Source organism: Desmonostoc muscorum LEGE 12446, assembly GCF_015207005.2.
In the GTDB taxonomy this organism is placed as follows: domain Bacteria; phylum Cyanobacteriota; class Cyanobacteriia; order Cyanobacteriales; family Nostocaceae; genus Nostoc; species Nostoc muscorum.
The window spans coordinates 7,909,916-7,936,731 of record NZ_JADEXS020000001.1 but is presented as its reverse complement, the minus strand read 5'-3'; the positions used below and the strand labels follow the sequence as shown (position 1 = coordinate 7,936,731).

Annotated in this window: 20 protein-coding genes and 2 pseudogenes; 18 read left to right on the top strand and 4 right to left on the bottom strand. The window is 40.4% G+C overall.

The window, feature by feature from the left end:
• The first annotated feature begins 1 nt into the window (after position 1).
• Together IQ276_RS32630 and IQ276_RS32625 are read left to right on the top strand one after the other, a co-directional pair.
• Positions 2 to 1,120, top strand: a complete 1,119-nt coding sequence (locus IQ276_RS32630) for a glycosyltransferase family 4 protein (RefSeq protein WP_193924623.1) — start codon at positions 2 to 4, stop codon at positions 1,118 to 1,120.
• Between the two features lie 197 nt (positions 1,121 to 1,317).
• On the top strand, positions 1,318 to 3,936 hold the full coding sequence (locus IQ276_RS32625) for a GAF domain-containing protein (RefSeq protein WP_193924939.1): 2,619 nt from the start codon (positions 1,318 to 1,320) through the stop codon (positions 3,934 to 3,936).
• Positions 3,937 to 3,994: 58 nt separating this feature from the next.
• Here IQ276_RS32625 and IQ276_RS32620 read toward each other — a convergent pair whose 3' ends face one another.
• Positions 3,995 to 4,270 (bottom strand): DUF7219 family protein, encoded by a 276-nt coding sequence (locus tag IQ276_RS32620; protein ID WP_190879854.1) that lies wholly within the window; start codon positions 4,268 to 4,270, stop codon positions 3,995 to 3,997.
• Positions 4,271 to 5,170: 900 nt separating this feature from the next.
• On the opposite strand from IQ276_RS32620, the gene purC reads away from it, so the two are divergent.
• From purC to IQ276_RS32580, 8 genes are all read left to right on the top strand, one after another.
• Positions 5,171 to 5,908: a phosphoribosylaminoimidazolesuccinocarboxamide synthase gene (purC, locus tag IQ276_RS32615; protein ID WP_193920367.1), complete on the top strand. Its 738-nt coding sequence runs from the start codon at positions 5,171 to 5,173 to the stop codon at positions 5,906 to 5,908.
• A 193-nt stretch (positions 5,909 to 6,101) separates the two neighbouring features.
• Positions 6,102 to 8,585: a BamA/TamA family outer membrane protein gene (locus IQ276_RS32610; RefSeq protein WP_193920369.1), complete on the top strand. Its 2,484-nt coding sequence runs from the start codon at positions 6,102 to 6,104 to the stop codon at positions 8,583 to 8,585.
• A 203-nt stretch (positions 8,586 to 8,788) separates the two neighbouring features.
• Positions 8,789 to 9,637 carry a UDP-3-O-acyl-N-acetylglucosamine deacetylase gene (lpxC, locus tag IQ276_RS32605; RefSeq protein WP_193920371.1) on the top strand — a complete coding sequence of 283 codons (849 nt, stop codon included), beginning with the start codon at positions 8,789 to 8,791 and terminating at the stop codon, positions 9,635 to 9,637.
• A 96-nt stretch (positions 9,638 to 9,733) separates the two neighbouring features.
• On the top strand, positions 9,734 to 10,264 hold the full coding sequence (gene fabZ, locus IQ276_RS32600) for a 3-hydroxyacyl-ACP dehydratase FabZ (RefSeq protein WP_190879848.1): 531 nt from the start codon (positions 9,734 to 9,736) through the stop codon (positions 10,262 to 10,264).
• 313 nt (positions 10,265 to 10,577) lie between these two features.
• The gene (gene lpxA, locus IQ276_RS32595; RefSeq protein WP_190879846.1) at positions 10,578 to 11,396 is read left to right on the top strand and encodes an acyl-ACP--UDP-N-acetylglucosamine O-acyltransferase; all 819 of its coding nucleotides are present in this window, start codon (positions 10,578 to 10,580) and stop codon (positions 11,394 to 11,396) included.
• Positions 11,386 to 11,526, top strand: coding sequence for a hypothetical protein (locus tag IQ276_RS32590; protein ID WP_235116168.1), 141 nt, complete (start codon positions 11,386 to 11,388; stop codon positions 11,524 to 11,526). Before lpxA ends, IQ276_RS32590 begins: the two co-directional genes overlap by 11 nt.
• A 71-nt stretch (positions 11,527 to 11,597) precedes the next feature.
• Positions 11,598 to 12,767: a lipid-A-disaccharide synthase gene (lpxB, locus tag IQ276_RS32585; RefSeq protein ID WP_193920373.1), complete on the top strand. Its 1,170-nt coding sequence runs from the start codon at positions 11,598 to 11,600 to the stop codon at positions 12,765 to 12,767.
• A gap of 171 nt (positions 12,768 to 12,938) precedes the next feature.
• Positions 12,939 to 14,210 carry a DNA cytosine methyltransferase gene (locus IQ276_RS32580; protein WP_193920548.1) on the top strand — a complete coding sequence of 424 codons (1,272 nt, stop codon included), beginning with the start codon at positions 12,939 to 12,941 and terminating at the stop codon, positions 14,208 to 14,210.
• Between the two features lie 189 nt (positions 14,211 to 14,399).
• Here the strand turns inward: IQ276_RS32580 and IQ276_RS32575 are convergent, their stop codons facing one another.
• Positions 14,400 to 14,942, bottom strand: a complete 543-nt coding sequence (locus IQ276_RS32575) for a phycobiliprotein lyase (protein WP_193920542.1) — start codon at positions 14,940 to 14,942, stop codon at positions 14,400 to 14,402.
• A gap of 428 nt (positions 14,943 to 15,370) precedes the next feature.
• Between IQ276_RS32575 and IQ276_RS32570 the strand changes: the two genes are divergently transcribed.
• From IQ276_RS32570 to IQ276_RS32540, 7 genes and pseudogenes are all read left to right on the top strand, one after another.
• Positions 15,371 to 16,528, top strand: coding sequence for a sulfate ABC transporter substrate-binding protein (locus IQ276_RS32570; protein ID WP_193920544.1), 1,158 nt, complete (start codon positions 15,371 to 15,373; stop codon positions 16,526 to 16,528).
• Positions 16,529 to 16,735: 207 nt separating this feature from the next.
• Entirely contained in the window at positions 16,736 to 17,737 is a 1,002-nt protein-coding gene (locus tag IQ276_RS32565) for a PstS family phosphate ABC transporter substrate-binding protein (protein ID WP_193920546.1), read from the top strand.
• 49 nt (positions 17,738 to 17,786) lie between these two features.
• Positions 17,787 to 18,728: a phosphate ABC transporter permease subunit PstC gene (pstC, locus tag IQ276_RS32560; RefSeq protein ID WP_235116167.1), complete on the top strand. Its 942-nt coding sequence runs from the start codon at positions 17,787 to 17,789 to the stop codon at positions 18,726 to 18,728.
• A gap of 5 nt (positions 18,729 to 18,733) precedes the next feature.
• On the top strand, positions 18,734 to 19,633 hold the full coding sequence (gene pstA / locus IQ276_RS32555) for a phosphate ABC transporter permease PstA (RefSeq protein ID WP_193920547.1): 900 nt from the start codon (positions 18,734 to 18,736) through the stop codon (positions 19,631 to 19,633).
• A 95-nt stretch (positions 19,634 to 19,728) separates the two neighbouring features.
• Positions 19,729 to 20,082 (top strand): annotated as a pseudogene (locus IQ276_RS32550) (phosphate ABC transporter ATP-binding protein); the annotation flags it as partial.
• Between the two features lie 68 nt (positions 20,083 to 20,150).
• On the top strand, positions 20,151 to 21,005 hold the full coding sequence (locus tag IQ276_RS32545; RefSeq protein WP_235115308.1) for an IS5 family transposase: 855 nt from the start codon (positions 20,151 to 20,153) through the stop codon (positions 21,003 to 21,005).
• Positions 21,006 to 21,019: 14 nt separating this feature from the next.
• A pseudogene (locus tag IQ276_RS32540) lies at positions 21,020 to 21,496 on the top strand (phosphate ABC transporter ATP-binding protein); the annotation flags it as partial.
• Positions 21,497 to 21,776: 280 nt separating this feature from the next.
• Here the strand turns inward: IQ276_RS32540 and IQ276_RS32535 are convergent.
• Positions 21,777 to 22,019 carry a hypothetical protein gene (locus tag IQ276_RS32535; RefSeq protein WP_190879828.1) on the bottom strand — a complete coding sequence of 81 codons (243 nt, stop codon included), beginning with the start codon at positions 22,017 to 22,019 and terminating at the stop codon, positions 21,777 to 21,779.
• Between the two features lie 745 nt (positions 22,020 to 22,764).
• On the opposite strand from IQ276_RS32535, the gene IQ276_RS32530 reads away from it, so the two are divergent.
• Positions 22,765 to 23,241 carry a hypothetical protein gene (locus IQ276_RS32530; RefSeq protein ID WP_193921953.1) on the top strand — a complete coding sequence of 159 codons (477 nt, stop codon included), beginning with the start codon at positions 22,765 to 22,767 and terminating at the stop codon, positions 23,239 to 23,241.
• Positions 23,242 to 23,364: 123 nt separating this feature from the next.
• Here IQ276_RS32530 and IQ276_RS32525 read toward each other — a convergent pair whose 3' ends face one another.
• A complete protein-coding gene (locus tag IQ276_RS32525; RefSeq protein ID WP_235116166.1) occupies positions 23,365 to 26,025 on the bottom strand; it encodes a hypothetical protein in 2,661 nt (886 codons plus the stop codon).
• Positions 26,026 to 26,816 lie beyond the last annotated feature (791 nt).

The following is a 26,816-nucleotide window of genomic DNA, read 5'->3' as shown; positions in this document are numbered from 1 at the left end:
TATGAGAATTGCTCTATTCACCGAAACCTTTTTGCCCAAGGTTGACGGCATTGTAACGCGCCTGCGCCACACCGTTGATCATCTACAACGCAATGGTAATCAAGTGCTGGTGATTGCCCCTGATGGAGGCATAACAGAACACAAAGGCGCTAAAGTTTACGGCGTTACTGGCTTTCCTCTGCCATTGTATCCAGAATTAAAAATGGCACTTCCCCGCCCAGCCATTGGTTACACTTTAGAAGAGTTTCAGCCAGATATTATTCATGTCGTGAATCCAGCAGTTTTGGGTTTATCTGGCATATTTTATAGCAAAATCCTGAAAATCCCCTTAGTGGCGTCTTATCATACCCATTTACCCCAGTATCTCCAGCATTACGGCTTGGGGATGCTAGAAGGGCTGCTTTGGGAACTGCTCAAAGGCGCTCATAATCAAGCAGCTTTGAATCTGTGTACCTCCACAGCTATGATGGAGGAGCTGTCAGCACACGGTATTGAACGGGTAGATTTATGGCAGCGTGGGGTGGATACGGAATTATTTCATCCCGATTTAGCTAGTGTAGAGATGCGATCGCGTCTATCGCAAAATCATCCAGAAAGTCCCTTGCTACTTTACGTTGGCCGTCTTTCCGCTGAAAAAGAAATTGAGCGCATCAAACCAATTTTAGAAGCAATTCCCGAAGCACGATTGGCATTGGTTGGGGACGGGCCCTACCGTCAAGCATTGGAAAAACACTTTGCCGGCACAAACACCCATTTTGTTGGGTATCTCATGGGGCAAGAATTAGGTTCTGCCTTTGCGAGTGCTGATGCCTTTATTTTTCCTTCCCGAACAGAAACACTAGGCTTAGTACTACTAGAAGCAATGGCAGCCGGTTGTCCAGTAGTAGCAGCCCGTTCTGGAGGAATCCCTGATATTGTGACAGATGGGGTAAATGGATATCTTTTTGAGCCAACAGCAGACGTTCAAGGAGCATTGTCCGCTACTGTCCGCCTCTTAGAACAGAAACAACAACGAGACATCATCCGTCAAAATGCTCGCCAGGAAGCAGAAAGTTGGGGTTGGGCAGCTGCCACTTCCCAGTTACAAAATTACTATCAAAAGGTGATATTTTCTCAATAATTGACAAAATAGGGGAGTAGGGAGTGGGGAGTGGGGGAGATGAGGAGGATGGGGAACAGGGGGCAGAGGAGCAGAGGAGAAGTTGCTGCAATCTTTCCCCTCCGCCCCTTTGCCCCTCCGTCCCTTGTGCCTCATGCCCAATGCCCCATGCCCCATGCCCAAAATCTAAAATCTAAAATTTAAAATCTAAAATTTCCATGACACTCCCTAACCCTGGCAGCGTCTTGGCTACATTAACTGAACTGACTCAAGTTAATCGTACTCACGCCTTACTGCGTCGCGTTAAAGATTTATCTGTTAATGAATTTGTTTGTTTACTCGACTTTATAACGGCTGAGTTTCAGCAATTTCTCAGAGCCATTGAACTAATTAATAATGAAGCTCTAGAAACTATGTTGGAGAAAGTCCTAGAAGCGATTACGCTCAAAATTGGTCAAATTCTCCAAGCAGAACACACAGCTATTTTTTTAGTTGACCATGACAAAGGCCAACTTTGGTCAAAAGTTCCCCAAGATAATACTCAAAAGTTCTTAGAAATTCGTACTCCCATCACAGTGGGTATCCCCGGTCATGTTGCTACTACAGGTCAATATCTAAATATATCTGAAACTTATACTCACCCTCTATTTAGCCCAGAACTGGAAAAACAAATGGGCTACAAAATTCAGAATATTTTATGTATGCCAGTTATTAGTAGCAAAAACAAAACTGTGGCGGTAGTGCAACTGGCTAATAAAACTGGGAATATTCCATTTAATCATGATGATGAAGAACGTTTTCGAGATTTCGCTGCTTCTATTGGAATTATCCTGGAAAGCTGCCAATCTTTTTATGTCGCTGCTCGCAATCAAAGAGGCGCAACGGCTTTGCTGCGGGCAACTCAAACACTAGGGCAAAGTCTGGATTTAGAAGCAACTTTGCAAATAGTTATGGAGCAAGCTCGAATTTTAATGCAAGCAGACCGCAGTACGCTGTTTTTATATCGGAAAGAAATGAGCGAACTGTGGACGAAAGTAGCAGCGGCCGATGGCATAAATTTAATAGAAATTCGCATTCCTGCTAACCGTGGCATTGTTGGCTATGTAGCTTCTACTGGTGAAGCCCTAAATATTCCCGATGCCTACAAAGACCCCCGTTTTGACCCGACTACAGATAGAAAAACTGGATATGTAACTCGCAATATTTTGTGTTTGCCAGTCTTTAATTCGGCAAATGAATTGATTGGTGTAACGCAATTAATTAATAAGCAACAAAGCAGTTTTACTGCCTCTGATGAAGAGTTTATGCGGGCTTTTAATATCCAGGCGGGGATTGCTTTAGAAAATGCTCGGTTGTTTGAAAATGTGCTGTTAGAAAAACAATATCAAAAAGACATTCTGCAAAGTCTCTCTGATGCTGTAATTTCTACAGACATGGCAGGAAAAATCGTCACAATTAATGATGCAGCATTAGAATTATTGGGTTGTCCCATCGGAGATGCTAATACCAAAAGCAACAAGCTATTGTGGGAACAAAATTTGATTGGCCGCCGAGTTTGGGAAGTTGTGCCGATTGAAAATCTGCAAATACGGTTAGAAGATAGTTTAAAAACTGGAGCTAAACATTATGTGCCAGAGCAAAGTTTGATAGTGGGACTGTACCAAGTTATGAGTGCTGTTAGCGATAGCGGGGCGTTGAGCCAGTGCCCAGTCTTGAATCTTATTCAGGAATCGGTATCCAAAACTCAATGCTTAAGTTTAGCAGTGCGCGATCGCTATAATCCTGATATTTTTATTCCTTGGAATCAACCCCTAACCCCCAAATCTAAGTTTCTCACAGCCGATCGCGTGCAAATATTAGAACGCAGTATCAATCTCACTGTTAATCCCTTAACTAACCCAGAAGGTGGTGTCCGCGGTGGTTTGGTGGTGTTGGAAGATATCAGTCAGGAAAAACGCATGAAAACTACCATGTCCCGCTACCTAACGCCCCATGTAGCCGAACAAGTTATGGCTTTGGGGGAAGATGCTTTAATGGTGGGTGAACGCAAGGAAGTAACCATCTTGTTTTCTGATATCCGAGGCTACACTACACTTACGGAAAATCTCGGTGCAGCTGAGGTGGTATCGCTGCTCAATCAGTATTTTGAAACAATGGTAGAAGCAGTTTTTAACTACGAAGGCACTCTCGATAAATTTATTGGCGATGCTTTAATGGCGGTATTTGGTGCGCCGCTACCACTTACAGAAAATCATGCTTGGAGGGCTGTACAATCGGCGTTGGATATGCGACACCGCTTAGAGGAATTTAACCAGCGGCGAATTATCCAGGCGCAGCCACAAATTCATATTGGTATTGGGATTAGTTCTGGGGAAGTGGTTTCGGGTAATATTGGTTCTCGCAAGCGCATGGATTACACCGTAATTGGCGACGGTGTAAATTTGAGTTCGCGCTTGGAAGGGGTAACTAAGGAATACGGTTGTGATATTCTTTTAAGTGAATTTACTTATCAACTTTGCAGCGATCGCATTTGGGTGCGCCAGTTAGATAGAATTCGAGTCAAAGGGAAACACCAAGCAGTCAATATCTACGAGTTAGTTGGCGATCGCAGTATTCCTTTAGATGCCAACACTCAAGAGTTTTTGTTTCATTATCATACTGGACGCTCAGCTTATTTATTGCGGAATTTTTCACAAGCGATCGCTTGTTTTGAAGCCGCTAAACGCATCAAACCCAAAGACCAAGCTGTGAATATCCACCTAGAACGTGCTTATAATTACCAACAAACGCCGCCTCCAGAATCCTGGGATGGTGTTTGGACAATGCTTACTAAGTAGTCGTTAAGAGTAAAGGATCAATAAATGCTTTTTCTGGGTTAGACTCTGAACTAACTTTTCAACCTTGACCCTCTCCCTGGTCATCCAGAAATGGATCTTCGCCGATTCTCAGCTCTTTTTTTGACCGTTTCAACTGTTTCCATAAATCCTTTATTTGATCATAAGCTTCATCTGGAGCCATTTTTCCACCTGTTTCTAGATTGCAAATGTAGCTTACTTTTTGGGCAAATTCCTGTAAATTCGCATTAAAAACCAAGTTTTCTGGCTTTACTTGACCGTAGTAGCGGCCACGAGGATAGATAAAATCATCCTTATTCACTATTTTTTTCTCCATTTATTAAATTCCCTTTTTGTTTGAATCTTTGAAGCTGAATCACTAGCTACCCCGGTCTTTCTTTTGTCAGACTAAGGCAATTGAATCATTTAACTCCGTTATCAACCGTTGATGCGGGAGTTGATCTATTCAGATATTGAAGCTAGAGGATAAAGCTTGAAATACTTTCAACGTAAACTTTACAAACAAAGTCCCTGCTAAAGTGACTAGAGAGAATCAGGACTTACGCAAACAATAGCCGAAACCCTTATTTTCACGTAGGGGCAATTCATGAATTGCCCCTACAGCGTGTACTTTTACGTAAGTCCTAAGAATATTTAATTTTCCTCCCAATTATTAATTTATATCATGTTAATTTATGAAATTCGGATTGTAATTAATTTCACTAAAAACCCTTGTCTGGCAAGTATTAATATATACTCTTTTTAAAAATTTTCTTTGCAAAAATAATTACAAGTAAACTCTAAATCAATAAATTACACATCAAAAACTTAATATCTACTAAATATAATTGTCTTCTGTTAAAAGTTAGAGATCAAGTTCTGAATCTTTAGTAATCCGCTCCTGGTTGCTAACCATTGACCCAAAAGCCAGACTCTTACAACTATTTTCACGTTTATAGACCAGGATTCAGTCCAGGGAGTGGGGAGTGATTCAATTTTAGATTTTAGATTTTTCATTCAATCCAAAATCTAAGTTTCGCTCTAAGCGCATCTTTGGTGCTTTTAAACTCCCCAAAGCTGCCAAGGCAGAGTACTAATTCCCAGTCCCCAATCCCCAGTCCCCAATCTCCAGTCCCCAATCTCCAGTCCCCAATGGCTAATGGCTAATAACTAAAGATAAAATGGTGAAGCCTCAAAGGACAAAAATTGTCCATCGCCTAAAACTTTATCTGCCACCATGTCTGTTAATTCCAAACTATACGAAGGCAAAGCTAAAATTCTCTATGCAACGGACGATCCGGAAGTCTTGTTAGCTGATTTCAAGGATGATGCCACGGCGTTTAACGCCCAAAAGCGTGGCAGTATTCAAGGAAAAGGAGAAATTAATTGTAGCATTTCGAGCCAGCTTTTTAAACAGTTGGAGGCAAATGGTATAAAGACTCACTTTATCGACAGCCCTGCCCCGAATCAGATGCGGGTGAGAGCAGTCAAGATTTTGCCTTTAGAAGTAGTGATTAGAAATATTGCTGCTGGCAGTCTGTCTCAGCAAACAGGGTTGCCAGTGGGTACAATTCTGAAACAGCCTTTGGTTGAGTTTTATTACAAAAACGACGAATTAGGAGATCCTTTGTTGACACGCGATCGCCTGTACCTGCTAGAACTAGCCACGCCGGAACAAGTGGACGCAATTACACATCTAGCATTGCAAATCAACGAGTTTCTCAGTGGCTTTTGGCAGCGGTGCGGCATTACCCTAGTAGACTTCAAACTAGAATTTGGTTTGGACTCACAACAGCAGTTGCTCTTGGCAGATGAAATTAGCCCCGACACCTGCCGTTTGTGGGATACCGCAGAACAAGACTCAAACCGTCGGGTAATGGACAAAGACCGCTTTCGCAGGGACTTAGGAAATGTAGAGGGTGCTTACCAGGAGGTTTTACAGCGAGTGCTAAAAGCAGTAGAGAATAATAATTAAAAAATTGGGAAAAATCTATTAAACTCGTGTGGATTGTCATTTGTCATTTGTCCTTTGTGAAGAACCAATGCCCAATACTTCTCTACGAGAGGCTGCGCCAACGGCTTAGCTCAGTACAAGTGCCCAATGCCCAATGCCCAAAGACTAATTTGTGATGGTGTGTGTGTGGTTGTGAAGAGGAATCATAAGTAAAATGCGTTTATATCCAGTATTGCTGACAGCAGTAGCAATTGCAGTGCCTTTGGGCGGCTCACCGAGTGCAAATGCACAAACCGCCAACAGTTCAAAACAGACAACAGAAGTTTTGACACTAGAAACAAATCAGCAGCCAGAAAAAGATACTGGTCAGGCTAACTCTGGTAATAGTCTAGAATCTCGACCCAATGCCACAGAGGTTGCAGAGGCTGAACATCTCCAGTCTCGTGTTGTGGCAGTTTTCCCTGGCAAAAAAACAAAAGCGATCGCCACACCAGAGGTAATAGTGCCAACCTCCACAACACCAACAGCGGCACAAACCCTAAGTAATGGCAATCTTGCTCAACAGCCATCTCCTGCTCCAGACATTCCACCCCCAGATATTCAGCAACCAACGCCTTTGCCAACACCTGAGACTACTCCAGTCCCAGAGAATGTCGATCCCCCTGCAACAGAACCTGTATTACCCACAACTCCCGAAGATACTCAACAACCATCTTCCACTCCCGACATTCCCCTGCCAGATAGTCAACAACGAACACCAGCCCCAGCCCCAGCCCCAGGAACTACTCCGGAAAATACACAACCCGGCGCAGCCCCAGAAGCTACCGATCCCCGCGTACTGGTATCGGAAGTACTGATTAGATCCCAGACTGGGCAACTATCCCCAGAATTGGAAGAACAAGTTTACAGAGTCATTCGTACCCAACCAGGACGAACCACAACCCGTAGCCAACTGCAAGAAGATATTAACGCCATCTTTGGTACTGGCTTCTTCTCGAATGTCCAAGCAACCCCAGAAGACACCCCCCTGGGAGTACGGGTGAGCTTTGTTGTACAGCCCAACCCAGTTTTAAGTAAAGTAGAAGTGCAAGCTAATCCTGGAACTGGCGTTGCCTCGGTACTACCACCCAGCACTGTAGATGAAGTATTTCGTGAGCAGTATGGTAAAATTTTAAACCTGCGTGACTTGCAGGAAGGAATCAAGCAGTTAAACAAGCGCTATCAAGACCAAGGTTACGTACTAGCCAACGTCATTGGAGCGCCCCAAGTCTCTGAAAACGGAGTTGTTACCCTACAAGTAGCAGAAGGGGTAGTGGAAAACATTCGAGTCCGGTTCCGCAATAAAGACGGTCAGGAAACAGACGAGAAAGGACAACCAATTCGGGGACGCACGCAAGAATACATCATTACACGGGAAGTAGAATTAAAGCCAGGACAGGTATTCAACCGCAACACAGTCCAAAGAGATCTACAACGCGTGTATGGGCTAGGACTGTTTGAGGATGTGAATGTCTCCCTTGACCCTGGTACTGACCCCAGCAAGGTGGATGTAGTAGTGAATGTGGCTGAACGTAGCAGCGGTTCTATTGCCGCTGGGGCAGGGATTAGTTCTGCTAGCGGACTTTTTGGTACAGTCAGCTATCAACAGCAAAACCTGAATGGCAGAAACCAAAAACTGGGAGCAGAAGTACAGGTGGGAGAAAGGGAACTGCTGTTTGACCTGCGGTTTACCGACCCCTGGATTGCCGGAGATCCTTACCGGACTTCCTACACAACTAATCTTTTTCGCCGCAGTTCCATTTCGTTGGTTTTTGATGGCCAAGATCGGGAGATTAGGACGTTTAACCCGGATGATCGCATAAATGATACAGATGCTCAGGATCGCCCCCGTATTGTCCGTCTGGGTGGCGGTGTCACTTTTACGCGTCCCCTATCCTCCAATCCCTACAAAAGTTCAGTTTGGACTGCCTCAGCAGGTTTACAGTATCAACGAGTTACCAGTGAAGATGCTGATGGCAACCGGAGAACAGAGGCGGCACTATTCGATGACGATGGAAATCCCATTCTTAATCAGGCCGGACAGCTAATCACCACTCAATTAACTGAGTCTGGTACAGGTCAAGACGATTTATTACTATTACAACTGGGGGCACAGCGGGATCTTCGTAATAATCCCCTCCAACCCACTAGCGGTTCTTATCTCCGCTTCGGGATCGATCAGTCAGTACCCATAGGAGAAGGTAATATTTTACTTACCAGATTACGTGGTAGCTACAGTCAATATATCCCCGTCCAATTAATTCGTCTTAGCAAAGGGGCACAAACCCTAGCATTTAATCTGCAAGCAGGAACTGTCCTTGGTGACTTGCCCCCCTACGAAGCCTTTACCATTGGCGGTAGCAACTCGGTTCGGGGTTACGAAGAAGGAGCATTAAGCAGTGGACGCAGTTATGTGCAAGCATCAGTTGAGTATCGGTTTCCAGTTTTTTCAGTAGTTAGCGGCGCACTATTTTTTGATATCGGTAGTGACTTGGGAACTACTACCCCAGCGGCTGATCTACTGGAGAAAAACGGCACTGGCTACGGTTATGGCCTCGGCGTTCGCGTCCAGTCTCCCTTGGGGCCAATTCGCATTGACTACGGTATCAACGATGACGGTGATAGCCGGATTAATTTCGGTATTGGCGAAAGGTTTTAATTTGTCATTGGGCATTGGTCATTGGTCAATAACAAAGGACAACTGACAAATGACAATTCTCTTTTGGGATTAGCTTGCTAATTTTGACGTTTGCCTCAATACTGTTCCGATAAAGAGATAAATGACATTTATGAGCAAATATCAGGGGTTTTACCAAAACAGACTATGAACGATACTAAACGAAATATATTGAGTTTTCGCTTATGCAACAGCACACTCTAGCAGCCCCAATCACCCAGACTGGAGTGGGATTGCATAGCGGTGTGACTACAGAAGTGCGGATACTACCAACTGAGCCTAGTAGTGGACGCTACTTTGTCAGGGTAGATTTACCGGATATGCCAATAATTCCAGCCCAAGTTGCAGCGGTTAATCATACTGTTCTCTCAACTCAACTGGGGAAGGGTGAGGTATATGTTCGCACAGTAGAACATTTGTTAGCAGCGCTTTCATGTATGGGTGTGGATAACGCCCGCATTGAAATTGATGGTCCAGAAGTACCACTTTTGGATGGTTCGGCAAAGGTGTGGACAGCTAATATTGCCGAAGTTGGCTTGGTATCACAACCAATTGATAACCAGGAACCCTTAATTGTTAAAGAACCAATATGGGTTTATCAAGAAGATGCCTTTGTCTGTGCCCTCCCAGCACCCGAAACCCGCTTTAGTTACGGTATCGACTTTGACCTTGACGCCATTGGTAACCAATGGCATAGTTGGTCACCAACGGCTGAATTAGGAGATGCTTCTGCTAGCTTTGCTGGGGAAATTGCTCCTGCTCGTACTTTTGGGTTACTCCATCAAATTGAACATTTACAAAAAACAGGGTTAATTAAAGGTGGTAGTTTGGATAATGCACTGGTTTGTGGCCCCGAAGGGTGGGTAAATCCACCATTAAGATTTGCAAATGAGCCAGTCCGTCATAAAATCTTGGATTTAGTAGGAGATTTAAGTTTACTAGGAAATTTTCCTGTTGCTCATTTCTTAGCGTATAAAGCCAGCCACAATTTACACATTCAACTGGCTAAGAAAATTTTAGATTTGGGATTTTAGATTTGGGATTGGATCTGAAAGCTGAAAATCCTAGATTCATAAGGGTTTCAATGTACGCCTACTCAATTACCAGGTTAAAAATCAACTACACGGCTAATGTCAATTCTTACTCAAGTGAATAGCAGCGATCGCACCACACCTGTATCTACCGAACAACAGGGCACAAATGAGACTACAATCACATCTGAGATTAAAACAACTTTCACATCTGAAGAAATTCAGCAACTGCTACCCCACCGCTACCCATTTTTACTTATAGACAAAATCATTGACTACATCCCAAGTAAAAAAGCTGTTGGCATTAAAAATGTCACAGTTAACGAACCCTGTTTCCAAGGTCATTTTCCTGGACGGCCACTGATGCCAGGAGTGCTAATTGTCGAAGCAATGGCACAAGTCGGAGGCATTGTCTTAACTCAAATGCCTCAGGCTGAAGGTGGACTGTTCGTTTTCGCTGGTATCGATAAAGTCCGCTTTCGTCGGCAAGTCATACCGGGAGATCAACTAGTAATGACGGTGGAACTGTTATGGGTAAAACAACGTCGTTTCGGTAAGATGCAAGGTATTGCCGAAGTTGACGGTCAACTCGCTTGTGAAGGCGAATTGATGTTTTCTTTAGTTAACTAAAAGTTTGCTTTCGTGGTATGGGCATAGCCGTGAATTGCCCTACTGAATCCCGACTAAGGATAACAGTTAAAAAAAAAATCCACAACAGCATCTTATAATTTCTTGATTTTCGGCGCCCTCTCTGACGAGACGCTACGCCAACACACTTAACTTGCTTTGCCCGACACTTTCGCTCACTGAAACACTCACACTCAGCAACACCAGTCGCCTCAATGGAACGGCAGTCCCTACAACTCTGTTAACCGGAGCAAGGCGCTGCCCAAAAAACCCCCATTCGCGCTGGCTTTATTAAGACAGTTCTGGAGATTCACCCTTGAAAACGCTTATTCATCCAACTGCTGTAGTTCATCCCAAATCGGAACTCCACCATACAGTGCAAGTCGGTGCCTATGCTGTGATTGGAGCGCATGTCAAAGTCGGTCCTGAAACAATTATTGGCGCTCATGTGGTGCTAGAAGGGCCTTGTGAAATTGGGGCGGGAAATCAGATTTTTACAGGGGCAGCCATCGGCATGGAACCCCAGGATCTCAAGTTTGTGGGAGAACCAACCTGGGTCAAAATTGGTGATAACAACTTGATTCGTGAGTACGTGACCATTAACCGCGCTACTGGTGCTGGTGAAGCAACAGTGATTGGTGATGGTAACCTGTTGATGGCTTATGTCCACATAGCTCATAACTGCGTGATTGAAGACCAGGTAGTGATTGCCAACTCTGTGGCGTTGGCAGGTCATGTGCATATAGAGTCACGCGCCAGGCTGAGTGGGGTCTTAGGTGTCCACCAATTTGTGCATATTGGTAGACAGGCAATGGTGGGCGGTATGGCACGTATTGATCGGGATGTAGCCCCATATATGCTAGTGGAGGGAAATCCGGCGCGGGTGCGGACTCTCAACCTTGTGGGACTCAAACGGTCTGGTATGGACGCAGCAGATTTACAAATGCTGAAAAAAGCCTTCCGCATTCTCTACCGCTCTGATTTGTCGTTTAAGGATGCCTTGGAACAACTGGAATTGTTAGGGGATACTGAAGAGTTGCAGCATTTGAGGCGCTTCCTGCTACTTTCTCAGATGCCAGGAAGGCGTGGCTTGATTCCTGGGAAGGCGAAAAAAGGCGCAAGTGATGAATCGTGAGTTAGATACAGACGCGATTAATCGCGTCTGTACATTAGGTAGAGACGCGATTAATCGCGTCTGTACATTAGGTAGAGACGCGATTAATCGCGTCTGTACAAAAGTTAGGAGTTATGAGTTGATAAATTAAATTTTTTGACTTCTAACTCCTCACTTTTAACTCCTCACTTTTAACTCTTAACTCCTAACTTGAATTATCAAATGCGGATATTTATCAGCACTGGCGAAGTATCTGGCGATTTGCAAGGGTCGCTGCTAATTACAGCGCTCAAGCGTCAAGCTGTGGCGATGGGGTTGGAATTAGAGATTTTGGCGCTGGGTGGCGAAAAAATGCTGGAGGCTGGGGCAACTCTGCTGGGCAATACTAGTAGTATCGGCTCAATGGGTATTCTGGAAGGATTGCCTTATGTTTTGCCCACTCTCCAGGTGCAACGACGGGCGATCGCTTCCCTAAAACAAAATCCACCAGATTTGGTAGTTTTGATTGACTACATAGGTCCAAATCTGGGGATTGGCACTTTTATGCAACAAAATTTACCACACGTACCCGTGGTATATTACATTGCTCCCCAGGAGTGGGCTTGGTCATTGAATTTGCGTAACACTAACCGACTTGTTGGTTTCACAGACAAACTATTAGCAATTTTTCCAGAAGAAGCTCGTTACTATCGCCAGCAAGGGGCAGAAGTTAGTTGGGTAGGGCATCCTTTAGTTGACCGGATGCAAGACGCTCCCAGTCGCCAAGCAGCGCGTGCAACACTGGGGATTGCACCAGAACAAATTGCGATCGCTCTACTTCCCGCCTCTCGCCGCCAAGAATTAAAATATCTTTTACCAATAATTTTTCAAGCTGCCCAAACTATTCAAGCTAAATTACCTGAAGTTCATTTTTGGATTCCCCTGTCTCTGGAAATCTACAGACAGCCAATCGAGGAGGCAATTAAGCGTTACGGTTTGCGGGCTACAGTTTTATCAGCTCAACAAAAGGAAGTTTTTGCTGCTGCTGATTTAGCCATTAGCAAATCTGGTACCGTCAACTTAGAACTTGCCTTGTTAAACGTGCCGCAAGTTGTAGTTTATCGCCTAAATCCCATAACTGTTTGGTTAGGTCGTAAATTCCTCAAAGGTTCTATAACTTTTGCATCGCCACCTAATTTGGTAGTGATGAAGCCAATTGTGCCAGAATTTTTACAAGAGCAAGCCACACCAGAAAATATTATTCAAGCAGCGATGGAATTGCTAGTCAATCCCAGTCGCAGGCAGCAAACTTTGGCAGATTATCAAGAGATGCGGCGGTGTTTGGGAGAAATTGGCGTGTGCGATCGGGCTGCTCAAGAAATTTTGGGAATGTTGCCCTGGAGTGGGGAGTAGGGAGTGGGGAGTGGGGAGTAGGGGAGATGAGGGGGATGAGGGAGCAAAGGGGCGGAGGGGAGAATAATATACTCCTAACTCTTAACTCTTAACTCAGCACAGGCTAAACGCCCCGCTACCGCTAACAGCACTCAGCACTTTCCAATGCCCAGAAAGCTCATCGACAAAAAAATGAAAGAGCAGCTAAAAAGACCAATAGTAATAGATTTATTTGCCGGCGCAGGAGGGCTAAGTTTAGGATTTGAACAAGCTGGTTTTGATGTGAAAGCTGCTGTTGAAATCGATCCAGTTCATGCAGTTGTTCATAAGTTTAATTTCCCACATTGTGTGGTATTACCTTGTTCGATAACTGAATTATCGGGGAAAGAGATTCGGGAAAGAACTGGAATTGGCAACCAAAATATCGAAACTATAATTTCTGGTTCACCGTGTCAAGGTTACTCCTATATCGGTCGTCGAGCATTAGACGATCCCAGAAATTTTTTGGTCAAAGATTTTATCAGAATTGTCTTAGAATTAGAACCTTCTTATTTTGTTTTTGAAAATGTTAAAGGCTTAACAGTTGGGAAACATAAATGTTTTTTGTCTGAGCTAATCAAAACTTTCAAAAAAAATGGCTATAAAATCCGTTTACCGTGGAAAGTTTTGAATGCTGCTGATTATGGGGTACCACAAAGGCGAGAAAGATTATTTATCATTGGTGCAAAGAAAGGTTTTGTTTTGCCTAAGTATCCTACCCAATCTAGTAAATCAACTTGTGGGACGTTAGCCAATCCTATTTTACCTCCTACTCCTTCTTGTTGGGATGCCCTTGGAGATTTACCAGAAGCAGAAGAATTTGAGGAGTTATTATCTAGTGATTGCGTAGAAACAGAAAAATGGAGCAATCCCAGCAATTATGCACGAGAAATGAGATGTTTAGATGATAAAACTTGGCATTTTGGCTATAAAAGAAATTGGAATCCCTCTATTTTGACTTCTAGCATGAGAACTAATCATTCGCAGATTTCACGGGCTAGATTTCAAGTTACAGAACAAGGAAAGAAAGAACCTATTTCTCATTTTTTTAAACTTGCAGAAAATGGTATAGCCAACACTTTAAGAGCAGGAACTGATGCTGCTCATGGCGCACATACTTCTCCAAGACCCATTCATTATAGTCAGCCTCGCTGCATTACGGTACGGGAAATGGCACGATTACATGGGTTTCCCGATTGGTTTCGTTTTCATATTACTAAATGGCATGGTGCAAGACAGGTAGGGAATGCAGTTCCGCCACCATTAGCAAGAGCAATTGGTACAGAAATTATCAAATGCTTGGGAATTACTCCAACTACTCCTGAAGATGTTTTGGATTTGGGAGATCCCAAGCTTTTATCAATGAATATGAAACAAGCTACAAATTATTGGGAGTTGACTGTACCGATTAGATGTAATGATTAGGTTAATTGGAGATAAATTATTTTGGCGATCGCCGAGTCTACTTTAACACTATTCTTTTCCTGTTTTCTGGCATTTTTAATTAATAAAACCAATTTGAACAAGGAATGTTACAGATGAAGTACTCAAAAGAGTTAAAGATAATTTTTTGACAATCTAAAATCTCAAGTATAAAATTCCAATTAGTATAATTTATTTAATAATATTTTCCAAATACTGAGCAATCATTTGCTGTTCACCACCACGGGAAATGACAGTTTGCCGGGTGCGATATTTCTTACCAATCATTTTTAATTCTTCCTCAAAAAGAGCGCCATTTTCTTCTGTCCATAAGTATATTGTGTTGGCATCTCGAAAGTAGTATTCAGCTACTACTAACTTAGGTACAGGAAAATTGCGACCAAAATACATAGTTGTTCCCAAACTGCCTAATACCGTCCAACGCTTAGAACCTTGCTCACCTGTTTCTGCATCTACTGTGTTCCATTCGACGTAGGAACCACAAGTCAGTTCGGCAGTTTCATCCAATTCATGCAGTTTTGCTAGGTCGGTTAATTCAGGGCTTCCTCGATCTAGAAAGCGCATAGTAACTGTTTTTGTTATTTCCTTAATTTTGCCATTTGGCAGTGCATAGTACCGTCGCTGAGAACACCAGTTGCCATTTGATTCTTGCAGAAATGTTTTAATTAAAAATTCTTTTTCCTGAGATATTTTATCGTTGTTGTTATGATTCATCACTAGCCTTTAATTTCTCTGAGCTTGGGAATTTATTCTTAATACAAAGATTGACAAAAAAATGAGTATTACTTTGAGCAATATCTGCTGGAATAGGAACCTATTGTGAATAAGAAACGAGGTGAGGCAGTATTTACCAAATCAATACTCTGTCTTATTAAAAGAATAACTACTTAGTCAAAAATAAATAACCGAATAAATACTTAAATATAACCTCAAAGGCTATTTTTTTGGATGCTAGATTGAAATAAAATGTATTATTTATAACATTAAAAGCAACATCAGACTATTGTAGTATCGTCATCTACCTGAAAATAGCTGTAGTAAAAAAATTTCAAGCTAGATGAAAATTATTGTTCTATATACTCTATAATTCTCATAATTACGGTATCTAACTAGAAATACCGTAGATTTAGGGGTGAATTCTGATGAGCGAGTCGCAACAACGGACACAAGTAGGTAAATACCTAACTCAGGTAATGCAGATTTATGCCAATAAAACTTTGGATGCTATGCAATTTTCGTACCAACGCCGAATCAGAAGTTGGTTCAATGGACGTACTATCCAAAGCTTCGTAAGTCTGTTGCTAATAGGCGCTGTTTTAAGTATGTTAGTTGCCTCCTGTTCGGAAAGCAGCTCAGCTACCAAAGCTGATGTAAAGCTGAGAATTGTTTCCTTTTCCGTTACTAAAGCAGCTCACGATCAGATAATTCCTAAATTTGTGGAAAAATGGAAGCAAGAACACAACCAAAACGTCACATTTGAGCAAAGTTATGGGGGTTCTGGCGCTCAAGCGGCTGCTGTCATTGCCGGTTCACAAGAAGCAGACATAGTACATTTGGCACTTCCCCTGGATGTAAATAAAATTCAGCAAGCAGGTTTAATTAAATCAGGTTGGGAAATCAAATCTCCCAGAAATGGTATCGTTAGCAGATCCGTTGCTACTATCGTAACCCGCGAAGGTAATCCTAAAGGTATCTATACTTGGCAAGACTTAGCAAAAGATGGCATCACATTGATTGCGGCTAATCCAAAAACTTCTGGTATTGCTATTTGGGAATTCTTAGGTTTGTGGGGTTCAGTGACTCAAGCAGGAGGTGACGAGACAACAGCGTTAGATTATGTCACCAAAGTCTATCAAAACACCCCTTCACTGACAAAAGATGCTCGTGAAGCTAGCGATTTATTTTTCCAAAAAGGTCAGGGAGATGTCTTAATTACCTACGAAAATGAAGTAATTTTGGCAGAAAAAACTGGAACAAAACTGCCTTATGTCGTACCAAAAATCAATATTTCTATTGATAACCCTGTCGCCTTAGTTGATAAAAACATTGATAAGCACGGGACAAGAAAAGTTGCACAAGCATTTGTTGACTACCTTTATTCGGCAGAAGCTCAACGAGAATTCGCTAAATTACAATATCGTCCTGTTAACCCCACCGTTGCCCAAGAAGTATTATCAGAATATCCCAAAATTGACACTTTATTCACATCTCAAGATTTAGGTGGTTGGGATAATATCGAGAAAAAGTTTTTTGTGGATGGGGCGATTTTTGACAAAGTTCAAGCTGGCAAAAAAGCATAAGTTTTGAGGATGTTTTAAAAGTATTGTATGAAACGTCAAAAGCCTCATAACCTAACCCCCTTACCTACAAATGGGGGTTTCAAAGCCTCTCTTCATAGGTATTGCCAAAGGTTTTGAGTAGATATTTTGATTTTTCAAACATCCTCTAAATACAAGTAGATAAAAAGTATCAGAAATTTGGTGTCACTTTACCTTAATTGATAATTTATGAGCTTTCATAGCGGATTTAAAAATAGCTTCTTGTTAACGTCTTTAATGCTTGTTGCTAGTAGCATTAGTGCTTGTAGCAGTGGACAGGAATTGAAAAGTCAGGTAAGTATTGATGGTGCAGCTGTAGGTTTTCCTGTTTCTTTAGCAGTTGCAGAAGAATATGGCAGAAGCAAGCCTGAAGCTAAAGTTAGTGTGGCCTCAAGTGGTACTGGTGGAGGTTTCAGTAAATTTTGTAATGGTGATATTGATATAGCTGGTGCTTCTCGTACCATTAGAGATGAAGAAATCAAGAAATGTCAAAGTAAGAATATTGAGTTTGTTGAATTACCTATAGCTTTAGATGGAATTGCTGTGATTGCCAATCGTAAAAATAACTTCGCTAAATGTCTAACTATCAAGGAATTAGACAAGATTTGGAGTGCTAAATCAGATGGCAAAATATTGAATTGGAATCAAGTAAATCCGAAATTTCCTAATGAAAAACTCAAACTATATGCTCCAGCGTCTGATACTGGAACATTCGATTATTTGACTCAAGCTGTTACTGGCAAAGCTAAGAATGGTCGTACAGATTACACTCCCAGTCACAATCAAAATTTACTAGTGCAAGGAGTGTCAGGAGATGAATTTTCGTTGGGTTATGTAGGGATATCTTACTACATTCAAAACCAAGAAAAGCTCAATTTAGTTGCTGTAGAAAGTCCTTTAGGAAAATGTCAAAAACCGGTCCCGGTAGATAACGTGATCAAAAATATCTACACACCTTTGTCTCGTCCTTTGTTTATCTATGTAAGTAAAAAATCTTTAGATACGAAACCAGCAGTCAAAGAATTTGTAGATTTTTATCTAGAAAATTCTTGGAAGTGGGTAGATAGTGTTGGTTATGTGGCTTTACCCGATGAGGCTTACGTTAAGGTAAAACAAAAATTCGCTACTGGTGAAACGGGGACAAAATTCAAAAAAGCCAAACCAGGTGAACCAATCACAAACTTCATATAAAGAGAGTTCCAGTCATTGTAGTCTGATTGTACTGAATAATTAATTGTTTATGCAAAATACCAATTCTCAAGACGATTTTGATCAACGCTTCAGGGAGTCACTGGATAAGAATGTATCTGAAGATATTTCCGAAAAAATTGTTGCAGTGATTTTATTTTGTTGTGCTTTAGTTTCTGTTTTGACTACCTTTGGTATTGTCGTAATTATATTTCAGGAAACATTCGGTTTTTTTCAAGAAGTTTCGTTTGCCCAATTCTTTCTAGATACTAAATGGACACCTCTATTTGCAGAGAGACATTTTGGCATTTGGCCTTTAATTAATGGTACTTTCTTGACTACTGCGATCGCTATGGCAGTTGCTATTCCTTTAGGGTTATCTTCTGCCATTTATTTGAGTGAATATGCTCAACCCAAAGTAGCAGCAGTTTTACGTCCCGCAGTGGAACTTTTAGCAGGAGTACCAACAGTAGTCTATGGTTACTTTGCATTGTTATTTGTTACACCATTACTGCGGAATATTATCCCTCTAGAAATTTTCAACGCCTTGAGTGCTGGATTAATGATGGGGGTAATGATTACTCCTACAGTTGGTTCTATCAGCTTAGATGCTATTCGAGCAGTTCCACGTTCTTTGCGAGAAGGAGCTTATGCTATAGGTATCACTAAACTAGAAACCATTTTTAAAGTAGTCCTCCCAGCCGCACTTTCTGGAATTATAGCCTCGATTATTTTGGGCATTTCTCGCGCTGTTGGCGAAACAATGACTGTGTTAATTGCTGCGGGACTGCAACCGAAACTAACTATTAACTTTGCAGAATCAATAGAAACAATGACCGCTTACATGGCGCAAATTTCTGGTGGTGATAGTCCACGCGGTAGTCTTAATTTCAAGACATTATATGCTGTAGGCGCTGTTTTGTTTTTAATTACCCTAACTTTGAATATTGTTAGTTATTGGATCGCTAATCGCTTTAAAGAAAAGTACGAGTAATAGACATGGCTACAAGTTATCAACGAGATGATTCTTTGAATTCAGAAACAGAATTTGCTGATAATGTCGATCAAAGAGAGACTTTAGGAAAAGTATTTGAAGTACTTTTTTTGTTAGGATTACTAATTGGTTTATTTATCCTGGCATTGCTACTGTTTGATATTTTCCAAGACGGACTAGTGAGATTTTTGTCACCTGGCTTTCTCACGGAAACACCTTCTCGTTTTCCTGACCAAGGCGGCATTCGTCCTGCTATTGTTAGTAGTGTCCTTCTAGGGGTCATTGTTATTTTAGTCACTGTACCCATTGGTGTGGGAGCAGCTTTATATCTAGAAGAGTATGCACCTAAAGTTTGGTGGACAGCGATTATTGAGATTAATATCAGTAATCTAGCGGGTGTGCCTTCTATTGTCTACGGATTGCTGGGTTTAGGAGTTTTCAATTATTTGCTTGGGTTTGGCCCAGCTTTGATTTCTGGTGCATTGACTTTATCTTTGTTGTCTTTACCAGTAATTATTGTCACAGCTAGAGAAGCAATTCGCGCGGTTCCAGATTCCCTCAGAAATGCTTCTTATGGATTAGGTGTTACCAAATGGCGAACGATTAGCAATCATGTCATACCTTATGCTATTCCCGGTATTTTGACTGGGGTGATTATTTCTGTATCCCGTGCAATTGGTGATGCAGCGTCTCTAATTGTTGTAGGTGCTGTGGGTTTTCTCACCTTTGACCCTGGTTTGTTTCAGAGATTTATGGCATTACCCATTCAAATTTACAGCTATATCACTCGTCCAGAACCAGGTTTTGCTAGTGCAGCAGCAGCCACAATTATTGCATTGTTACTTTTGATTTTAGTTTTAAATGGTCTAGCAATTTATATCAGGCAGCGCTTTTCAATAAGTTAGGTAATTGGGAAGAATTATGAATTCAGGAGTCAGAATTCAGAATTCAGAATTAATAAGGCTTGGATAACTTTTACGCAAATTTGGAGACAGAAAAAATGACTTATAGCAATAGTAGAAGTCAACAAGATAGTGCCACAATAGAACAAGCAAATCCGGTATTTAATGCTGAAGGAGTAAAAGTATACTATGGTGGATTTTTGGCACTTATAGATGTTTACTTGAAGATTCCCGAAAAACAAATTATTGCTTTTATTGGGCCTTCGGGATGTGGTAAAAGTACTCTATTGCGTTGCTTCAATCGGATGAATGATTTAATCCCTGGAGCCAAGGTAGAGGGGAGGTTGAATTACCGCGATCGCAATATTTACGATCCGAAGATAAATTCTGTAAAATTACGACGCCAAGTCGGAATGGTTTTTCAAAGACCAAATCCTTTTCCTAAGACAATATAGAACCCATTTGACATCTTGTGAGGTTTTGAATTAAGGTACTCCTCAGCATCTAAAATCCAATACTAATGGCGTATTCCAGCAACCTCACTGATGCAGAATGGGAAATTTTTGAACCCTTATTGCAAGAGATATTACCGACTAAGAAGCAGACTCGACCGACCAACTGGCCAAAGCGAGATATCTTCAATGGAATTCTCTATCAACTAAAAAATGGATGCAATTGGCAAGACTTACCTAAAGACCTCCCCCCTTATTCCACTGTATATTGGCACTACAAACAGTGGCGAGCAGCCGGGGTATTTGAGGAACTGATGAGTGTCTTACATGGACAAGTGCGTGAACAGGTAAAAAAAAAACCGCACTGGACGACATTGATCATCATTGACTCCCAAGCAGTGAAAAATACCTGCAACGCCAGTGTGGAGTCGAAAGGTTTTTGCTTCTACAAAGCCACCAACGGTATTAAAAGGCATTTGGCTATTGACACCCTTGGGTTTCCCTTTTTTACGCTCTGTACTCGCGCCAATGTCTCGGATGATGCCGGATTAATTGAGATGTTTACTCTCAACATCGACTACTTCAAGTCAAAACCTATCGATATTCCCAAGATTACTATCCTGCTAGATCATGGGTATCACCCAGAATATTTGACTCAGGAGTTAGAGCGAATTTACCCAGAGATCATGACCAAAATTCAGTTTCAACTTTCTACGAAACCCTCAAAACAAGAGAAAGCGGCACAAGGAAAATCTGGATTTGTTCCGGCAATAGCTAGATGGGTGATCGAACGCTCCAATGCTTGGATGGAGCGCTGTAAAATTCTGGTTAAGAACTTTGAACGAACCCTGGTTAGTGCCACTGCCAAACTCAATATCTGCTTCATCAGGCTAATGATTAAGAGGCTTGCAGCACCTTCTTAGATGTCAAATGGGTTCTATACGAAAATATTGCTTTTGGTCCCCGCTCTAACGGTTATAAAGGTAATATTGACGAATTGGTAGAAGATTCCCTCAGACGCGCCGCCATCTGGGATGAAGTTAAGGATAAACTCAAACAGAAGGGTACAGCGTTATCTGGCGGACAACAACAACGGCTTTGCATTGCTAGAGCGATCGCCATGAAGCCAGATGTATTATTAATGGATGAACCATGCTCTGCTCTCGACCCCATTTCTAGCCGTCAAGTAGAAGAACTCTGTTTAGAACTCAAGCAACAATACACCATCATCATGGTGACTCACAACATGCAGCAAGCTTCCAGAGTCGCAGATTTCACCGCCTTCTTCAATACAGAAATTGACGAGTATGGCAAACGTCGGGGAAAATTAGTCGAGTTCAGTCCGACAGTGCAAATGTTCAGTTCTCCTCAAACCAAAGAAGCTGAGGACTATATCAGTGGACGTTTCGGTTAAAGAGACATTACAGTTCTAAGCTGTTAGAGACTATTGTTGAAGAAGAATTTAGAAGTCAGAATCAAGACGCTCGATGACTCGCTAACGCTTCGCTATCAGTCGGGGATTCAGACACGCGACTGATTGTACTCCTTCTCTACGAGACGCTACGCGAACGGAGAACCCGTTGGCGCAGCCTCTCGCAGAGAAGGCTAGACCACCCACCAAATCTACGATTTGCTCGGGGTATTAAACCGTAGTGTCTTTGATCAGCTTGCACCAACTACCTATTAACTAACAATTAACACCAGGATTGATTGTGGTAACCACCGTAGCCGTAGAAGCCGCCAGAAAAGGAATTATAAAACCCACTATGTCCTGAGAAGCTGCCACCAGAAAAGGAATTATATCTATAAATATTACCAAAGTAACCCCCCTCGATAAATGACATTTCCTGGTGAACTAGTTCATCAAGAAAACTCTCACAAGCACAAAAAAAATCATAACCCGTAAGATATAGGCTATCGATTGTGATGTTAGCCATTAATATTACTCCTCTATTTTCACGGAGATTAGACATTGAATAATGCTTTGTTCAAACTACTTATTATATTTCCAAGTTATTTTTAATAAATCAATAAATTGCTAATAAATAATTAGGCATAATCTCTTGATTTGAGTCTAAATAAATGCTCATACATATAGGATAAGTAACTGGCTGACGAAAATCAAAAATTTCATAACACCGACCTCTGAAATAAGTCGGTTTTCTCCTTTATAAAACACAAAAAACAGTTAAAGTTTGAGATATAATTGCTGGTATTTTGTCTATCTAAAATATTACTTGACTTTGCCTTTATTTTCGATGCACTCATTTGAGAGCTAGTGTTTTCGCATCTTCAATCTCTAGAACACAATCTAGTTATGTTTATAATTTCAGCGTTTAGTAATATACAGCGGTTTTCAGGTAAATGAACAGTCGTTTGCCCTTACGATAATCCTCACGAAGTTACAATCTGCTGTAATGAAAAAAATAATTTAGTTAATTCCATAGTAATAAATTTACCCATAGAAAACACCAAATAAAGATTACTAATGATTTTATGTCTACTTAGATGACACTTTAATGTCCGATTAATCGCTTCTATTGACATACAAAAAATGTTTTATCACGTATATTTATGATTAGTTGATAGTTGCTTAAATATATTGCCATCCAGTTCTTATAAGTTGCATATACAATATCCAGCGAATAAAGCTCAACTTCTAAAAACATAGGATATCCTAACATGAATTTACTTTCCTATTCTGCTGGCTTTTTATTGAAAGCTAGTCTATCTCTAGCAGGTTTCATTGCCTACTTAAGCTTGGCATCAACTCCAGCATCAGCACAAGTTTTAATAGAAAGAGCGATCGACCAATTTTCATCAGGAGATCCTGGTTCCTTTGCAGGTGCATCAGTATATGTTACCCCCGGTGGTTATTTGTCCACCATTGCCGCTCAAATAGTTGCTCCTTCTGGTACATTTTTTCCAGGATTTAACGGTAGTTATCTAGTGACAGGATCTTCATATATAGATCCGATTACTCATGTGGCACTACCGAGCATCACACTTCATACTGGCGGACTAGCAGCACTGTCATATTATTCAGGTGGCGGTTCTATCAGGGGTGCTATAGTTGAAAGACTAAATTCCGGTAATCTGACGCTGGATGAATTTACATCTCTTGTTAGAGCTGCTGTTGGTAATGATGGTTTAGAATAATTCAGTTTTATTTTAACATAAAAATAAACCCCTTCCCTCTGAGGGAAGGGATTGTGAATTAGCTTTAATCAAGTGTTTTACTATATTTTATACAGAAACAAAACCAAAGAATATTCTCAGATATCAAAATCTCAAACCTCCTTGAAATTTAGCTTCAAATATATCTCCACTCATACCAATACGAGACTCCCAAAAAGCATTATTACCAGGGGTATTACGCTGAATTACTAAGCCGTAAGAGAAATCATAAACTCGATTTTTTATACCTCTATCAATATTTCTAAAATTTTGTATATAAGCTCCAAAATACCAATTATAATTTATTTTTTTTATACCTTCTAAGGTATAAAAAAAATCATCTCTTATTTCTAAAGAAGTTCTAAATTCTAAACCTGTATTTAATACCAATTTTCCCTGCAAAAATGCTAGTGGCGTGAGACTATATTTATTGTCGTCTACAAGTATAAATGCTGTGGATAGAGAATAGTTTAAGTTTCTATTTTGGTGAGAAAAAAAGTAGCTCAAATTTAAGTAAGCAGGATTTTGGGAATTTGCTGCGCTATTCCAATAAAATTGCAAAGATGGAATGTGGTTAGTAATAGCTTGGGGTTGTCCCTTTGTATCAACTTCTATATGAGTGTTGATATAATTCAATGTTCCTTTAGTATAAATACCTAGTGTTGGCTCTAAGACACCAAAATTATTTGCAATATTAAATGCACTGTCTGCATTTAGATTAAACCAGACACCCGAACCAATACTGTAATTCCATTTTTGAGAAGAACCAGCCCATAAGACTTCTATGGTAGGTAAAGATAAATATCCATCAAAAGCTTGCAAATAAGTATTGAGTTGACCATCTTGACTTAATTCGATGCGGTCAAAAGCGATATCAAACGAACGAATGTTAATGGGAAAATATTTATTATCAGCTGAACTCCAATTTTGAACATACTGCTGACCATTAGGAGCAGTTAAAGTCACCTGTGCAGCTGATGAGCGGTTGGGTGTTTTTTGTGAGGGAACAGGTACAGCAACAGATGTTAAACGACCAAAACTGTTATTAGAAACTTCGGCTTTAGAAATGAAAGTTTTACCCTCTGTCCAAGTACGCTTTCCATCTATGAATTGAACTGCTCGCTGATGATTACCAGTACGCATTTGTAACATACTAGAACTATTCGGTGTAATTATACTGGGAAAAGTCAATTTTCCAGAAACTTGTTCTAAACCACTAGTAATATTACTCAAAAATAACGTTCTATTAAGTACTTGATTAATTTTTCTTCTTTGTTCTGGTGTAGTTTTTGAGTCTAGAGTTGCAAAATTTTCTTGCCTAGAGAATCTCTCTCTAGCTTCTTGTAAACTTTGTTCTAGATGCGGGAAATTAATTAACTCAAAAATACCTCCTATTAACATTCCTAATGTAGCGTTGGCAGTTTGTAATTCATCTATTTTTTTTTCAGAGAACGACAAAGATAGAGAAATACCAGGATTGCTAGAAATATTAGTATAGGTTGCTTTAGGTTCTAAAAAGTCATATTTTAATAGCGTCCGATTATGAGGAAGGCTAAAATAGAATTTATGCCAGTCATACTTTTGATTTGTATTTATAATTCCTAGATTATTTTGTTGTCCACTTAAGGAAACCCAATATAAAGAATTCAAGTAAGATAAACTGCGTTGGTTTCTAGTAATAGACGGATTTAGTAAAATATCAAATAAATCTAAATTACTAAATTTTTCTCTATTACCAACCTTAATACCTGGATTAGATGTTATTAAAGGTTGAAATTGAGTGCTTTGACCAGTCAAAGGATTTCCCCAAAGAAAACCTGCTTTTTTTAAAGTCTCTTGAGAAATTACTGAGCCGCGATTAAGTCTTACTTCTCCTAATAATGGTTGTAAATCGCTCGTAGGAAAACTTTGTAAAATTAAAGGGTCTTTTTCTGTAGTAAATGATATGGCATTTGGAACAAGAAAAGCTGTGGAAGTATTTGAACTATTTGTATTAATAATAATAGGAGCAGCAGGAACACCTACTGGATTAGTTACTTCCGCCGCAATTGATTCGACAGTAAATTGGTTGATGCCAATTTCTTCTGCTAGTTCTTGAACACCTTGAGGAAGAGAAAAAACTGCTTGCATACCCCAAAGTTTCTGAGTTAATCTAATTGTTTGTCTGGTTACATTATCTCTTGATTCTCCCTGGTATACGACTCCACTCTGCCATCCTTTAGTTTCTACTACAACCCGATTACCTGATAATATCCAATAAAGTTGGTCTTGTTTGGGAAAATTTGCAAAACTAAATCGGTCAAATATAGGGTCTTCTGATGAAAATTTAATTGAAAAATTAATATATTTTGTATCTTCAAGAGGATTAAAGGTCGAGGAATAAAAACTGAAATTATCTCTAGGATCAATTATCCAAGGATATTTAAGGGCGCTATTATTAAGAGCATTTAATATAAGTAATTCCAAATCTTTTTTTAGCAAAATTGGCGTTATATTCTGCTGAATAGGAATATCAGGTTTATCATAATCTGAGTCTGGTTTTTTTAGTGGATTCAGTGGTTCAGGAACGTTTATTTCATTGGTGTTAGGGAAAACCCTGATTGGTTCTAGAGCTAGATTTTGTGTAATTTTTATATTATTTAAATTCTCTTGATAATATTTAGCTGAATTATTTATAAGTATTTTTTCTGGAATTGTATCAGAAGTTTTGTTACTGTTTAGCAAATCTCTCTTTTTTTCAGTCTCTGCATCTGCTTTGCTCATCATTAAATAATTTATTAATAGAAATATGATTAAAAATAAATTAATGTTTTGTCGCTGATGACTAAATGAACTAACCATAATAAAATAGCATATAGTGTTTTTTATTTTCGTAGAATATATATTATTGAGGGTAGAATGTACGTCATGTAATAATTTATTTGAAAAGTGTTTTACTTTGATTTTAGGCAGGTTGAGATCCTCCATAACCTCCCTTAAAACGCAGGATGCGGAATTAAAGTCTCCTTTATTAAGGAAAATTTAGAGGGATCTAAAACTTTTGATACCGACAAGAGTACTTTTCAAAAATCCTCAAATTGGCAACTGCTATATACCGTTTCTTATTTTGTAATTTTAAGGAAATTATGAATATTTTTAGAGATAATTTCAATCGATAAAACGGAAATGTTGATTGAACTTTTCTTCAATTTATATTGCGGAAGCCTAAAAGCGTGTTTGAGAAATATTAAATATTAGCTTCATATCATGTCCGCCTAATTAGTTATAATTCCCGCATCTGTGCAAAAACCAGGAAACCCTCTTTCTCCCTGCCCCCTGCCCCCTGCTCCCCTGCCGTCTTAATGATAAGTTTTTAACCGGACATGATATCATCCCCCTAGAGCGCCAGTCCAGTAAAAGTAGTTGACAAGATGCAGAGTTTTTGCAGAGGCTAGTTGAGAGGAAACGCGGTATCAAGAGTGCAACTACTATGCGTCCGTTAGTCTGGAACCCTCCCGTAGAACTGTCAGCAAAAGAATAAAAAGTCACAAAACGTATACGCGAAGCCAAATTGTTTG